This is a genomic window from Streptomyces sp. NPDC057438 (assembly GCF_042802995.1).
In the GTDB taxonomy this organism is placed as follows: domain Bacteria; phylum Actinomycetota; class Actinomycetes; order Streptomycetales; family Streptomycetaceae; genus Streptomyces.
Window position 1 is genome coordinate 18,263 of the sequence record NZ_JBHVDD010000001.1, and the last position, 14,149, is coordinate 32,411.

At 71.2% G+C, this 14,149-nt stretch carries 10 protein-coding genes; 5 read left to right on the plus strand and 5 right to left on the minus strand.

What is annotated here, in order from left to right:
* Positions 1-12 precede the first annotated feature (12 nt).
* Positions 13-2,622, minus strand: a complete 2,610-nt coding sequence (locus ACFU5F_RS00095) for a hypothetical protein (RefSeq protein ID WP_383879886.1) — start codon at positions 2,620-2,622, stop codon at positions 13-15.
* 532 nt (positions 2,623-3,154) lie between these two features.
* On the opposite strand from ACFU5F_RS00095, the gene ACFU5F_RS00100 reads away from it, so the two are divergent.
* Positions 3,155-4,147: a helix-turn-helix domain-containing protein gene (locus ACFU5F_RS00100; RefSeq protein WP_383879888.1), complete on the plus strand. Its 993-nt coding sequence runs from the start codon at positions 3,155-3,157 to the stop codon at positions 4,145-4,147.
* A gap of 224 nt (positions 4,148-4,371) precedes the next feature.
* On the plus strand, positions 4,372-5,364 hold the full coding sequence (hemB, locus tag ACFU5F_RS00105; protein ID WP_383879890.1) for a porphobilinogen synthase: 993 nt from the start codon (positions 4,372-4,374) through the stop codon (positions 5,362-5,364).
* Between the two features lie 60 nt (positions 5,365-5,424).
* Here the strand turns inward: hemB and ACFU5F_RS00110 are convergent, their stop codons facing one another.
* Complete coding sequence (locus ACFU5F_RS00110) at positions 5,425-6,177, minus strand: DUF4232 domain-containing protein (RefSeq protein WP_383879892.1); 753 nt, start codon at positions 6,175-6,177, stop codon at positions 5,425-5,427.
* A 247-nt stretch (positions 6,178-6,424) separates the two neighbouring features.
* Between ACFU5F_RS00110 and ACFU5F_RS00115 the strand changes: the two genes are divergently transcribed.
* Both ACFU5F_RS00115 and ACFU5F_RS00120 read left to right on the plus strand, forming a co-directional pair.
* Positions 6,425-7,888, plus strand: coding sequence for a helix-turn-helix domain-containing protein (locus ACFU5F_RS00115; protein WP_383879894.1), 1,464 nt, complete (start codon positions 6,425-6,427; stop codon positions 7,886-7,888).
* Between the two features lie 116 nt (positions 7,889-8,004).
* Complete coding sequence (locus tag ACFU5F_RS00120) at positions 8,005-8,907, plus strand: SAM-dependent methyltransferase (RefSeq protein WP_383879896.1); 903 nt, start codon at positions 8,005-8,007, stop codon at positions 8,905-8,907.
* Positions 8,908-9,010: 103 nt separating this feature from the next.
* On the opposite strand, the gene ACFU5F_RS00125 is transcribed toward ACFU5F_RS00120, so the two are convergent.
* Entirely contained in the window at positions 9,011-9,943 is a 933-nt protein-coding gene (locus ACFU5F_RS00125; protein WP_383879898.1) for a phosphotransferase family protein, read from the minus strand.
* A gap of 128 nt (positions 9,944-10,071) precedes the next feature.
* On the opposite strand from ACFU5F_RS00125, the gene ACFU5F_RS00130 reads away from it, so the two are divergent.
* Entirely contained in the window at positions 10,072-11,352 is a 1,281-nt protein-coding gene (locus ACFU5F_RS00130) for a PLP-dependent aminotransferase family protein (RefSeq protein ID WP_383879900.1), read from the plus strand.
* 28 nt (positions 11,353-11,380) lie between these two features.
* On the opposite strand, the gene ACFU5F_RS00135 is transcribed toward ACFU5F_RS00130, so the two are convergent.
* Both ACFU5F_RS00135 and argS read right to left on the minus strand, forming a co-directional pair.
* Positions 11,381-12,187: a DUF4253 domain-containing protein gene (locus ACFU5F_RS00135; RefSeq protein ID WP_383879902.1), complete on the minus strand. Its 807-nt coding sequence runs from the start codon at positions 12,185-12,187 to the stop codon at positions 11,381-11,383.
* Between the two features lie 94 nt (positions 12,188-12,281).
* On the minus strand, positions 12,282-14,051 hold the full coding sequence (gene argS, locus ACFU5F_RS00140) for an arginine--tRNA ligase (RefSeq protein ID WP_383879904.1): 1,770 nt from the start codon (positions 14,049-14,051) through the stop codon (positions 12,282-12,284).
* Positions 14,052-14,149: the final 98 nt, after the last annotated feature.

Consider the following 14,149-nt stretch of genomic DNA (forward strand, 5'->3'; position numbering starts at 1 on the left):
GGTTTTCTCCTCTTAGTCAATATCGAAGTGCTCCAGCTTCGCACCAGCGTAGGTGCCTGGATTCTCCGCCGCCTTCACCATGACGTACCGCAGCTTGCCGTTCTCCAGGGCGTCGGATATCAGATCCGCCATGTCGCCATTGGTCACCGGCTTGCCCTGGGCATCGAGTATCCGGTTGCCTGCGCTGTCCGTTGCCTCGAGCTTGAAGTTCTTCTCCATCTGAAAAAGGATCGTCTCGATGTAGGGGCGTGTCCCCTGCTGCACCATCCAGCCTTCCGCTTCTCCGGCACCCTTGCGCCAGATCGGATTGCCCTGAGGCGCCTTCGCCTCCGCGATCACGAGCGTGCCGTCGTCGAGCCGATAGAGCTGATCGAACATATTGGCGCCGTTAGGTGTCTTCGGCAGGTCGATCCACTGGGCGTCCGGGAACCTCTGCGGAATGACATGCCGCATGGCCGCCTGCTCACCGAGGGCCTCGGCGATCGAGCTGTTGTTGGGCCGCCCCGGGAGCTGTAGATCGAATGCTTTCTGAGCCTTGTCGAGCTTCGCCAGGTTCTCGGCTGAGGGGTCTGCCGTGTACGCCCGCTCGGCGTTGGTGAGGTCCTTGGAGGCCTTCCGGTCCAACGCGGCGTCATCGAGGTGATCGATCTGGTCGATCCGCACCGACTTACGGTCGAACGTCCCGGGATCGAGTCTGCCCGTCGCACCCGCCTTGGCCGGAAGGGAGTCCTTCGCGATCCAGTCGCCGTGCTCGTCCTTGGCCAGGATGGGCAACGGGTCGCCGTTCTCGTCGGTGGCCTTGGTGCTCCAACGGTGGCCGTCCGAGCGGTAGTACGTGTCGAACCAGGTCTTGTCGGGGTCGTTCGCCTTCCTGATTTGTTCCTCGACGACCTTCGTCGCCTCTTCCGGGGTCCGCTTCGGCGGTTGCTGTCCCTCGTCCGCGCCTCCGGCCCCGTTGTCCGACGCGTGCCCGTCCCCGGCGACCTCATCACCGGTACGCCCCGCATCGCCGGGTCCGTCGTCACCGGTCCGGCCGAGGTCGTCCAGGCCGCCACCGCCGGAGCCGCCCGGGCCACCGCGGCCCACTGGCGGGGTCTCGCCGGTACGGCTGCCGGACCCGCCGGGGTTGTCGTTGCCGCGTCCGCCGACGGCGGTCGAGTCACCCCCGCGGCCTCCCACCGCGGCACTGTCCCCCACCCGCGCGCCGGCCCCGGCCCCCACCAGCTGGTGTTCACCGTCGGCTCGCGATGTCCCGCTCTCCCCGGCCCGCTGTTCGGCCGTCGGCTCGTGGCGGATGTCGTCCAGGGACTCGCGTACCGTCCCGTCCGCGTTGTGCATGACCAAGGTCTTGGTGTCGAGGTAGACGACCTGGCCCTCGGGGGTGGTCATGCGGACGGTGTTGTCGGGGGTGAGGCCGGCGGGGAGGTCGTCTGCCAGGTCGGGGGCGTCGGCTATGCGGTAGGTGCCCTCGCCGAGGCGGATGTGGGTGCCGTCGGTGATGCCGCGCAGGCTCGCCATGACGTCGCTGATCTTCACCGCGGTGCCGCCGATGCCCTTGGCGATGTAGGTCATCGGGTCGACGATCCGGCCTGCCTTGCCGGCGAAGGAGAGGGCCTTCGCGATCGCACCGGCCTTGCCGGTGGCCGCGACCGCGCCTCCCGCCCCGCCGGTGAAGACGGTCGTCAGGACGTTGAACGTCACCGCTCCGGCCGCGCGGGAGGGGTTCTTGCCCCACTCGTCGTAGGCGATCAGTGCCTTGCCGGTCTCCACCACCGCTGTTCGGGAGTCGCGCAGCCAGGAGGGGAGTCGGTCGGCCGGGGTGAGCCAGTACGCGGCACCGAGCGGGGTTCCCGTGATCAGGATGCCGGTGGCGAGTTTGCCGAGGCCGACCCAGGCCTGCCCGGCGGCGTCCCAGCCGTTGAAGCCGACCAGCGTGCCCAGGCCCTTGATCGTGCCCCACACGCCGTCGACGACGAAGCCGACGGTGAAGTCCCAGGCGTGTTCGTGGACGTAGTACCAGGGGTTGGACTCCTCCACCGGATCGCCCCACGGCAGCCCGCCGGCGTTGTCGAGGTCCTCGGCGCGGTAGCCGTAGGTGTTCTCTTTGCCCGACCCGTCGCCGACGGCGAGCGACTCACCGCCGACCAGCGCGACGATCTTGTTGTGGCACGCCCGCTCGGCGGCCTGGAAGGCCGCCCAGGCGGCGTTCACCGCGTTGCGGCGGCCCGTGTTCTCCTCGATGAGGTCACCGTCCGCGACCCAGTCCTCGTCGTCGGCGACGCGCCGCTCGAACGCCGCCGCCTCCGCACGCAGCGCGTCGAGCCGGTCCACCAGGGGCCGCACCTCGGCCGCGTAGTCCAGCAACGCCTTCGACACCGTGGCCAGCTCGCTCTGCAGAGCGTGTCCCGCCGCCGCGACCGGCGCGGTCGTCGCGAACAACTGGTCGGCCTCGGGAGCTTTGTAGAAAGGTTCCAGCAGCTGGAAGTTGGCGTCGATCAGCAGCCCCGCGGCACCGACCGCCATCCCGTCGAACGCGATGTCCCCCGCATCCGTCTCCAACTGCTCCAGATTCCCGGTGAACTCCGGTATCTCGGCCGAGACGACGGGCCTGTCCTCGCTCACGCCTACCCCCGTGGACGCCTTCGCAGATTCGTTACTCCAACCCGGCTTCCCACCCACGTACCTGACGCTCGGACACACGGGATCACCCAGTCGATCATTTGTACCAAAGTTGCGATCGCGATCCCATGCAGTTCTGGCCAAAGCTCGTGCCGTAGTGGCTCCGCGACCTCGCACCGACGCCCGGAAGCACGGGACCCGGTCGGGCGGGCGTCGGGGGCGCGGGCGGTAAAGGAGTAAGAACTCCGGGAAAGAAACCCTCCAAACCAAACCAAACCCCGTGTTCGTCACTCGGGTGGGTGAACTGGTCCAACTCGGGTGGCGGAGGGGTGGTTCGGGCGTGCACGCTCGGGTCAGACAACCGCAGACATGCGACGGCCCTCGCCGGGACGGCAATCCCAGTGCGAGGGCCTGACCACCGAGGAGAAGTAGGGCTTCCCTCATGGCTGAGACCAAACCTAGTGGCGCCGTGCGCCCGCAGCCCCGTATCCGGCAAAGTGCCACCCGTTCCGGTGTCACTTCCGGTGTCACTCACGTGAAGGAGTACCAGCCCGACCGGTACACGATCATCGGCAACCACCTCGCCCAGCACCGGGAGTTGTCGCTGACCGCCATCGGGCTCGGCACGCACATCCTCTCGCTGCCCCCGGGGGCCTCCGCCGACATCCGCACGCTGGCCGAGCGGTTCACCGAAGGCAGGGACCGGATCGCCTTCGCCCTACGGGAGTTGGAGGCACACGGGTATGTCGAGCGAGTGCGGGAGCGGGTCGACGGTGGGCGGGTGGTCACGCGGACGTACGCGTACAACGCTCCGGCGCTCACGCGGGCCCGTGGGGTCGCGGGGGAGGGGCCGGTCGCTGCCGCCCCTTCCGTCGCCGCTCCGGTTGCCGCCCCGGTGGACCCCGTGCCCCTACGGCCGACGGTCGGGGAGGAGTGCGTCGAGGACGGGCCCGGCCCCGCGGATCCCGTCGTACCGCCCGCAGCAGAGGCCGTCGACGGCCCCGAGTCGTCGGAACCCGGTGAGCATCACGACAAGGCCGTCGCGCTGCTCGTCCGGCTGCGCCGGGGCGACGATCGGTTCACGCTCTCGCAGAAGGATGTGTGCCGTCTCGCTCCGGGCGTCGCCGCCTGGTTCGACAACGGGGCCAGTGCGGCGGCGGTGCACCACGCCATGACAACCGATCTTCCCGTGCCTCTCAGGAATCCGGCCCGGTTCCTCGCCTACCGGCTGAGGGAACTGCTGCCACCGCCGCTGCCGGTCCTGCGGGCAGTGGGCGAGGAGCGGGCCGCAGAGGACGAACCCGCCCCGGTGTACCGGATGGTGGACTGTGCGGGCGGTTGCGACCGTGCCTTCCGCAGGCCCGAGGGGACCTGGTGCCGAGACTGTCGCGCCGCACGCGACCGCCGTACTGCCGGGGCCGCGGGGGCCGTGGGGCGGCAGGAGCCGAGTCCGTCCGTATCGTCCGAGCCGTCGGATCCGCATGCGGGGCGGACCGGTCCACCCGGCTTCCCGAGGAGTGCCGCATGACCGACCACACCGTCCATGCCACGTATGCGCAGATGTGCAGCACCCCGCGAGATGCGCCGGCCCCCTGGAATACCTGAAGAGGAAGGCGTGGGACCCCATGCGGGGGCTGCCCTGTGGGGTGTCCCGGTTCGTGCCGGACGGTGTGCAGGGGGCGCGGAAGGGGGAGAGGCGCTGCCGACGCGGTGTTGGCAAAGGGGCAGGCGGGGCGGGCGTAGCGTAGGTGTATGTCGAAGTACGGATCGTTTCCCGGTACGCGGCCCCGGCGGCTTCGTACGACGCCCGTCATGCGGCGGATGGTGGCCGAGACGCGGCTGCATCCCGCGGACTTCATCCTGCCCGCGTTCGTGCGCGAGGGCGTGAGCGCGCCCGTGCCCATCGCGGCGATGCCGGGGGTCGTGCAGCACACGCGGGACAGTCTGAAGAAGGCCGCCGCGGAGGCCGTCGAGGCCGGGGTCTCCGGGATCATGCTGTTCGGGGTGCCGGAGGACGACAAGAAGGACGCGCTCGGTACGCCGGGGACCGATCCCGAGGGGATCCTGCAGGTCGCCATCCGTGATGTGCGGGCCGAGGTCGGGGACGAGCTGCTCGTGATGTCGGATCTGTGTCTCGACGAGACCACCGATCACGGGCACTGCGGGGTGCTGGACGCGGAAGGGCGCGTCGACAACGACGCGACCCTGGAGCGGTACGCCGAGATGGCCCAGGTGCAGGCCGACGCCGGTGCCCATGTGGTCGGGCCCAGCGGGATGATGGACGGCCAGATCGGGGTCGTCCGGGACGCGCTCGACCAGATCGGGCGCGAGGACGTCGCCGTTCTCGCCTACACCGCCAAGTACGCCTCGGCCTTCTACGGCCCCTTCCGGGAGGCGGTCGCCTCCTCGCTGCAGGGGGACCGCAAGACGTACCAGCAGGATCCGGCGAACGCGCGGGAGTCGCTGCGGGAGCTGGCCCTCGATCTGGAGGAGGGCGCCGACATGGTGATGGTCAAGCCGGCCGGGCCCTACCTCGACATCCTCGCGCGGGTCGCGGACGCCGTGGACGTGCCGGTCGCCGCGTACCAGATCTCCGGTGAGTACTCGATGGTCGAGGCCGCCGCCGAGAAGGGGTGGATCGACCGGGAGCGGGCGATCCTGGAGACGCTGACCGGGATCAAGCGGGCCGGGGCGCGGAACATCCTCACGTACTGGGCCGTCGAGGCGGCCCGGATGCTGCGCTGAGCATCCGGCATCCCCTCGCCTCCCTTCCCCCCGGCCCGGTACGTGTGGCGTGGTCCGCGCTCAGTACTGGAGGGCGTCCGCCGCCGTCGACTGCCAGTAGGTGACGGCCACGGAGCCGTCGACGTGGACGCCCTTGGCCGGGAGGGCGGGGGAAGCGGGGGAGCCGGCGTCGCTGCCGGGCTTGCGGCCCTGGAAGTGGACGACGACCTTCTTCTCCGTCGCGCCGGGGCCGCCGCTGCCGTCGCCGGAGGAGAGGAGGACGCCCGCGTAGCCGGACTCGCCCGGGGCCAGCGTCACCACGGCCTGCGGCTGGGACTCCTCCATCACCCGCGGGGCGGACTGGGCCTCACCGAACCGCACCGACGGGTAGGAGTAGAGGTCGCAGTACTTCGAGCCGGTGTTCTTGACGGTGATCAGCAGATGGTTGATCGGGCGGGTCACCGGCTTCGCGGTGACGGTGGTGTTGGAGCCCTTGCAGGTGACGCGGTTGGCGGGGTCCGAGGGGTCGGTGGAGGCGGAGGTGGCGGTGCCGCCGGTGCCCTTGCCCGTCCTGGCGGACGCCTGATCGGTCGTGGAGCCGCCCGTGGTCGCGTCCGAGCCGCCCCCGGTGGTCGTCGTACCGCCGGTCGTCGCGTCCGAGCCGCCGGTGGTCCGCGAGGCCGTGCCGGAGGTGTTCTCCGAGCCCTCGACCCTCGTGCCCATGCCGTTGGCGCACGCCGTCAGGGCGAGGGCGGCGAGGGCCACGCCGGTCGCCGCGAGCAGACGGGCGGGGCGGGCGGAGCGGGTGGTGCGGGCGGAGCGGAACGTGCGCATGACGGATCCCTTTCGGACAAAGCTGATGGAGCGGGCTGAGAACAGGTGGTCGAAGCCGTGCCGCTCGACCGGTGTGCCGGGAGCGGCGTGCTTGGATGACCAGAGCTTGTGGGGTGATCCGTCCCGGCCGCCACAGCCGACGGACGATCCGGGACGCTGGAATGCCCACACCCGCTCTGACCTGGGGGAACGTTCCTTCTCTGGAACGCGGAACGGGACGCACGGGCAGGGGAAGACGGAGGAAGACGTGTCGGGGAGCGGTACCGCGAACGGTCTGGGGGCCGATTTCGCCGAGCTGCTACGGGAGTTGAAGGAGCGCTCCGGACTGAGTTACGGGGTGCTCGCCAAGCGGCTCCACATGAGTACGTCGACGCTCCACCGGTACTGCAACGGGGACGCGGTGCCGGCGGACTACGCCCCCGTCGAGCGGCTGGCCCGTCTCTGCAAGGCGACCCCTGACGAACTGGTCGAGCTGCATCGGACGTGGGTGCTCGCGGACGCGACGCGGCGGCGCAAGGGGAGCGAATCCTGCGGCGCGGCGACGGCCCCGCAGGAGACGGCCCCGCAGGAGACGGCTTCGGAGGAAGCCGCCCCGGAGGAAGCGGCATCGCGGGAAGGAGCCACGGGGATCGACCGCGGGTTGGACCCGGCGGAGGGCACGGACCCGGCGGAGGACACGGCGTCGGCGGAGGAGGAGACGCTGGTCGGAGGCGGCGGTACGGCGAGGACGGGGACACGCCTGCCGGCTCGGCGGCGTACGCGGGTCGCGCTCGTCGCCGGACTGGCCGTGGCCGCCGTGCTCGGTGCGGTCACGCTCGCCGTGAGTCTGCCCTCCGGCGGGCCGGCGGATGTGGGAGCACGGCGGGCCGGGGACGTGTCCGTCGGCGGCCGGGAGTTCCCGGCGGAGGAGGAAGGCGGCCCGGCCTCGTCCGCGCCGTCCGGTGCCGCGCCCTCCGTCTCCGCGAGCGAGTCGGGTGACAAGGGGGCGAAGGAAGCGAAGGAGGGGCAGGGCGGCGACGGGGCCGGCGCGCCCACGGCCGGTACCACCACCTCCTCCGGCTCCGGCGCGGACGCCTCCCGTGCGGCGCCGCTGTCCGTGAAGGTGGAGCCGTACACCTGGGAGTCCCCCTGTTCGCAGCGCTATCTGACCGAGAGTCCGCCGGCCGAGGTGGGGCCGCCGCCGCTGGAGCAGGACGCGCGGGCCTGGGTGTCGTCGGTGGACGCCGTGTCCTCGGGGCAGCAGTTCCTGACGCTCACCGTGCAGGGCTCCGGCAAGGAGACCGTGGTCGTACGGAGCCTCACGGTTCGTACGGTCGACAAGCGGTCGCCCCTCGCCTGGAACGACTACGCCATGGGCTACCCCGGCGTCGGCTGCGGGGCCGGTGTGCCGACGCGGTCCTTCACGATCGCCCTCGACGGCGCGCGCCCCGACGTGAAGCCGCAGGCGGGCACCAGGAACTTCCCGTACTCCGTCAGCGAGTCCGACCCGGAGACCTACTACATCACCGCCGACGCCTCGGCGTACTTCGTCAGTTGGTACCTGGAGCTGAAGTGGAGCAGCGGCTCCCGTAGCGGCACGCTGATCCTGGACGACAACGGCGGGCCGTTCCGCACGAGCGGCAACAACGGCCGTCCGGCGTACGAGTACCCGCTCGGCGGGCCGGCGTGGGTCAAGGAGGGGACGACGTTGGGCGAGGACGCGGAGGGTTAGATTCTCGCCGGCCCCCGCGGAGGCGCTGGACGGGCTTCCGTATCCGGGCGGCGCCAACTCGCGCCTCGGGTTAGGTTGTTGGTCATTCAATTACCCGAAGTTCCAGGGAGAGCCCCATGGCCGGTGACGCGCTCAGTCAGGACCCCGCCGAGCTGCGGAGGAGGATCGACACGACCAGGGCGCACCCGGCACGGGTCTACGACGTCTTCCTCGGCGGCAAGGACAACTATCCGGTGGACCGGGACGCGGCCGCCGCCGCGCTCGCCGCGAATCCGCGCGGCTACCTCGACGTCCGCCACAACCGCGACTTCATGCGCCGCGCGGTGACCTCGCTCACCGCGGACGAGGGCATCCGGCAGTTCCTGGACATCGGCACGGGTCTGCCGACCGGCGAGAACGTCCATCAGATCGCCCAGGGCATCGCCCCCGACTCCCGGGTCGTGTACGTCGACAACGACCCCGTGGTGCTCGCTCACGCGCGTGCCCTGCTGACGAGCGGGCCCGAGGGCGTCACCGACTACATCGACGCCGACCTGAAGTCACCGGCCCAGATCCTGGAAACCGCCGCGAAGACCCTCGACTTCGACCGGCCGATCGCGCTGTGCCTGGTGGCGATCCTGCACTTCGTGGAGGACGACGAGGCGTACCCCGTCGTGCGGGAGCTGGTGGACGCGCTGCCCGCCGGAAGCCGGCTGGTCCTCAGCCATCTGACCGAGGACCTCAATCCGGCGAGCATCCGTGCCGTCAAGGAGACCTACACCAAGCGGGGGTTCACCTTCGTCCTGCGGTCCCGGGACGAGGTCGCGCGCTTCTTCGAGCAGAGCGGCCTCGTGGTGGACGAGCCCGGGGTGGTGCCGGCGCACCACTGGCGGTTCGAGGACGGCGCGCCGGTGCCGGCGCCCGTGGAGCCGCAGGTGCTGGCCTCGATGGACGACATCGAGAAGGTCCGGTACCAGGACATCAACGACGTGACCGACGCCGACATCAACGTGTACGTGGCGACAGGACGCAAGGGGTAGCGAGGGGCCGTGCCCTCACCTCCGGGGCGCCTCGCTCCTTGGGCGCCTCACCCCCGGGCCTCATTCCCGGGCCTCATCCCCAGGGCGTCCCCACCTCCGGGCTTCAGCCCTCGGTGCCGAACCACGTCTGCGCCAGTGACTCGAAGTCCTGGCGCGGCGGAGCCGGCAGGCTGCGCAGGTACCAGTTCAGGTCGCTGTAGACGTGCAGGAGGGTGTAGGCCATCAACTCGCGTGGATCGAACGGCGGTTGGCCGTACGCCTCGTAGAACAGCTTCAGCAGGGCGGGGTCCGCGCGGGTCAGGAGCAGGCCGACGCTGACGAAGTCGTAGGCGGGGTCGCCGACCATCGCCGGTTCGAAGTCGAACAGGCCGGTGAGGCGCCAGCCGTCGTGCGGGTCGACGGTGAGGTGTTCGCGCGCGTATTCGGTGTGCAGCAGGACCGGGCGGCGCGTGGTGGTCAGGGGCACGGAGCGCAGGAAGTCCGGGATCTGTTCCAGCCAGGGGCCCGACAGGCCCCCGATCTGCTGCTGCTCGGCCGCCGTCGCCCGCTGGGCGGCGAGGAACCTGCCCCAGTCCGGCGGCCCGGTGACGGGGACGACCGGGGTGGCGTCCAGGGCGTGCAGGGCGGCCAGGCCCTCGGCGGCCTCGACGACGACGCGCTCCTGGTCGGGACGGGGGATCCGGGGCCACGCCTCGCTGAGATCCTCACCGGGAAGCCGGGACATCAGCACATAGCGCCAGCCGCTCTTGTACTGGTCGGCCGAGTGCAACCGGGGCGTGGGGATGGGGAGTTTGCCCCACAGTATCGACAGCAGGCGGGCCTCACGGACGGCTTCCGTCGCTTCGAAACCCGGATAGAGCTTGAGGACGAGGGACTCGCCGACGGCGTACACCGGCAGCGAGCCCTCGGGGAAACGTACGATTCGCGCGCCTGCGAGACCGAGCTGCGCACAGAGATCCTGGGCAGCAGGTCGCAGCAGCGCCTCGTCACCGACGACTTCTTGCAACTCGTCGTTCGTGTCCACGCTGGGCAGCATGGGCGCAGCCTAGGGGGTCCGGAGCACGGTCCGCATCGCGGAAATGGTGGGTGTAGAGGGCACGCATCTGTCTAGGGTGCGGGCAGGGGCGGGACCGGGCCGTCCGCGAGTGGTGAAGGAGCCGTGGGATGGGTGCCGTGGAAGCAGTGCGGACCGCGCGTGACATGGGGTTTGTCGCCCGAACGGAGGCCGGGGACGCTTCGGGGGGACCGGCGGCTGGTGAGAGCGGGGCGGCCGTGCCCGGTCTCGCCGCACGGGTCGCGGAGGCCGGGGGTTCCCCCGTTCGGGACATCCTCGCCGTCACCTCACGTCCCGAAGTCGTCAACTTCGCGGGTGGGTTGCCCGCCCCGGAGCTGTTCGACGCCGAGGGGATAGCGGCCGCCTACCGCGATGTCCTCGCCGAGTCCGCTGGGCGCGCCCTGCAATACGCGACGACCGAGGGCGAGCCGGTGCTCCGGGCGGCGCTCGCGGCGCGGTACGGGGCGCGCGGACTGCCGACCGGCGCGGACGGGGTGCTCGTCACCACCGGCTCGCAGCAGGCGCTGTCCCTGCTCGCCACCGCGCTGCTGGAGCCGGGCGACGTCGTCCTGGTCGAGGACCCCTGTTACCTGGCGGCGCTCCAGGCGTTCCGGTTCGCGGGGGCGCGGGTGGTGGCCGTGCCCGGCGACGGGCACGGGGTGGACCCGGCGGCGCTGGAGGACCTGGTGGCGCGGCTGCGCCCCAAGCTGCTCTACACCGTGCCCACCTTCCAGAACCCGACCGGACGCACCCTCCCCGCCGAGCGGCGGGCGGCCGTCGCCTCCGTCGCCGCCCGGCGCGGGCTGTGGATCGTCGAGGACGACCCGTACGGCGAACTCCGCTTCGAGGGCGGCCGGGTGCCGTGGATCGCCTCGTACCCGGGGGCCGAGGACCGCACGGCGCTGCTGGGCTCCTTCTCCAAGGTGATGGCCCCCGGGATGCGGCTGGGCTGGCTGCGCGCGCCCGCGGGACTGCGCCGGGCGTGCGCGGTCGCCAAGCAGGCCGCCGACCTGCACACCCCGACCGTCAACCAGCTCGCCGCCGCCCGCTATCTCGCCGATCGTGACCTGGACGCCCATGTCGCCCGGGTCGCCGACGCCTACCGTGAACGCCGCGACGCCATGCTCGACGGCCTCGCCGGCGCGCTCCCCGAGGGCTCCACCTGGAACCGTCCCGAGGGCGGCATGTTCCTCTGGGCCCGCCTGCCCTCCTCCTACGACACCGGCGCCCTGCTGCCGCGCGTCGTCGAGCAGGACGTGGCGTACGTGCCCGGCGCGCCCTTCTACGCCGGTGAGCCGGACCGGTCGACCCTGCGGCTCTGCTTCGTGACGCAGACGCCGGAGGAGATCCGGGAGGGGCTGCGCAGGCTGGGGGCGGGGCTGCGCGGGTGACGGGGGCCCCGTCCGGCGCCGGACGGGCTCAGTCCCACCAGAAGGACCAGGTGGACTCGGAGAGGAGGGCCCGGGCGTAGGCGGCGCGGGTGCCGTCCGGTGTGCTCTGCCGGATGGTGCCGGGGCAGAAGGCGAAGTGCTCGGCGGTGACGGCCTCGGCCTCGGCCCGGGTGGTGGGCGGGGCGGCGACGGAGAGGACGAGCTGGTCGAAGGTGAGGGCGACGACCCGTATCCCGAAGCGGTCCTCCCAGGAGCGCAGGACCGCGCAGAGCCTCGCCACGTCGCTGTCGTGGTTGACCGGGCCGGTCCAGCCGATCGCCGCCGGGATGTCGGCGCTGCGGCGGGCGGGCACCAGGGCGAGGCGGGGGTCCTTCAGCCGGGAGGGGTCCTGGACGAGGGCGTCGGCGGCGGTGGCGGCGAGGGCGTCGGGGTCACCCGGGGGCCGGTCCGGGGCCGGGGCTTCGGTGAGGCCCGGCCAGTCTGGGTCGTCGGTGTCCGCGCAGGCGTCCCAGAACTCGGCCAGCACCTCGTCGGCGTCGTGGTCGCCCGGGTAGGACGTCTCGCCCGGCATCAGCTCCCACTTCTCCGGGCCGCCCGGGCCGCCGCCGACGTCCAGGAGCACCGGGAGGAGACCGGCCGTGCGGCGCGCGGGCCGGACCGCGGCCCAGGCACCGGGCGCGGCCGGCTCGTCCGCGCACCACAGCAGCGGCTCGTGCCACGCGCCCTCGTCCGTCGCGTCGATCAGCCGCCCCTGGGGAAGCGGGATGTCAAGCCCGAGCACACGCCCGCTCGGGTCGGCCGCCAGCTGGGGCAGCGGGTTGGGAAGGGTCGCCATGCGAGCGACTGTAGGGGCAGGCACTGACAGCGGCCCGGCCGATCGCGCCTGAGCACGATCGGCCGGGCCGCAGCAGTCCGTCCGCCCTGGGCGGTCAGAGCTTGTCGGGAGTCCTGATGCCCAGCAGGGCCATGCCCCGGTGCAGGGTGCGGGCCGTCAGGTCGACCAGGAACAGACGGTTCTCGACCTGGGCCGGAGTCTCGGCCTTCAGGACCGGGCACTGGTCGTAGAACGAGGTCAGCAGGGTCGCCAGGCGGAAGAGGTACGCGGCCAGCTTGTGCGGCTCGTACGTGTCCGCGACCTCCGCCACCGTCTCGCCGAACTGGTCCAGGTGCAGGCCCAGCGCCCGCTCCGTCGGGGCCAGTTCCAGCTCCGGGTGGGCGGCCGGGCCGGCCTCGCCCGCCTTGCGGAGGATCGACTGGATACGGGCGTACGCGTACTGGAGGTAGACGGAGGTGTCGCCGTTCAGCGAGACCATCTGGTCCAGGTCGAACTTGTAGTCCCGTACGGCGGAGGTCGACAGGTCGGCGTACTTCACCGCGCCGATGCCGACGTACCGGCCGTTCTCGACGATCTCCTCCTCGGTCAGGCCCATCTTCCCGGCCTTCTCCCGCACGACGGTCGTGGCGCGGTCGATCGCCTCGTCGAGCAGGTCGACCAGGCGGATCGTCTCGCCCTCACGGGTCTTGAACGGCTTGCCGTCCTTGCCGAGGACCGTGCCGAAGGCGAGCTGGAACGCCTTGACGTCGTCGTCGTTCAGCCAGCCCGCCCTGCGCGCGGTCTCGAAGACCATCTTGAAGTGCAGGGACTGGCGGGCGTCCACGACGTAGAGGAGGGAGTTCGCCTTGAGGTGGAAGACGCGGTCCCTGATCGCGGAGAGGTCGGTCGCCGCGTAGCCGTAGCCGCCGTCGGACTTCTTGACGATCAGGGGGACCGGGTTGCCGTCCGGGCCCTTGATGTCGTCGAAGAAGACACAGAGGGCGCCCTCGGAGCGGACCGCGACGCCCGACTCCTCCAGGAGGCGGCACGTCTCGTCCAGCATGTCGTTGTAACCCGACTCGCCGACGATGTCCGGGTCCCGGACCTCCATGTCCAGCTTCTCGAAGACGGAGAAGAAGTAGATCTTCGACTCGTCGACGAACTTCTGCCAGGTGGCGAGGGTGTGCGGGTCGCCCGCCTGGAGGTCGACGACCCTGCGGCGGGCCCGCGTCTTGAACTCCTCGTCGGAGTCGAACAGCTTGCGGGCGGCCTTGTAGAGGCGGTCGAGGTTCGACATCGCCTCCTCGCCGCTCACCTGGGCGTCCTTGTGGTCCAGCTCGTGCGGGTGCTCGTCCAGGTACTGGATGAGCATGCCGAACTGGGTGCCCCAGTCGCCGATGTGGTGCCTGCGGACCACGTTCTCGCCGGTGAACTCCAGGATCTGGACGACCGCGTCACCGATCACGGCGGAGCGGAGGTGGCCGACGTGCATCTCCTTCGCCACGTTCGGCTGGGCGTAGTCGATGACCGTCGTGCCCGGGTGCTCCGCGGTGGGGACGCCGAGCCGGCCGGTGTCGTCCGCGTACCGCGCGGCGAGGTTCTCCGTGATCGCGCCGTCGGTGAGGGTGATGTTGAGGAAGCCGGGGCCGGAGACCTCGATCTCCTTGATCAGCTCGCCGGACTCCACCTGGGCGACGACCTGGGTGGCCAGCTCCCGGGGATTGGCCTTCGCCTTCTTCGCGAGGGCGAGGATCCCGTTCGCCTGGTAGTCCGCCCGGTCGCTGCGTCGCAGCAGCGGGTCCGCGTCCGCGGTCGGCAGGGTGGCCGACAGGGCGGTCGCGAGGCGCTGGTGGACGGAGGCGGTGAGGGACGTGACCGAAGCCATCAGGGGGAGCCGTTCTCCTCGGGGTACGGGTGGATGTCGTTCAGTATCCCACGGTGGGTAAAGGGGTTTTTCTGGGGCGCGGCGGGGGTGGGGGCGCG

Coding starts and splice junctions, on each gene's coding strand:
- hemB (WP_383879890.1), top strand. CDS start 4,372: ATGTCGAAGTACGGATCGTTTCCCGGTACGCGGCCCCGGCGGCTTCGT.
- ACFU5F_RS00110 (WP_383879892.1), bottom strand. CDS start 6,177: ATGCGCACGTTCCGCTCCGCCCGCACCACCCGCTCCGCCCGCCCCGCC.
- ACFU5F_RS00120 (WP_383879896.1), top strand. CDS start 8,005: ATGGCCGGTGACGCGCTCAGTCAGGACCCCGCCGAGCTGCGGAGGAGG.
- ACFU5F_RS00125 (WP_383879898.1), bottom strand. CDS start 9,943: ATGCTGCCCAGCGTGGACACGAACGACGAGTTGCAAGAAGTCGTCGGT.
- ACFU5F_RS00130 (WP_383879900.1), top strand. CDS start 10,072: ATGGGTGCCGTGGAAGCAGTGCGGACCGCGCGTGACATGGGGTTTGTC.
- ACFU5F_RS00135 (WP_383879902.1), bottom strand. CDS start 12,187: ATGGCGACCCTTCCCAACCCGCTGCCCCAGCTGGCGGCCGACCCGAGC.
- argS (WP_383879904.1), bottom strand. CDS start 14,051: ATGGCTTCGGTCACGTCCCTCACCGCCTCCGTCCACCAGCGCCTCGCG.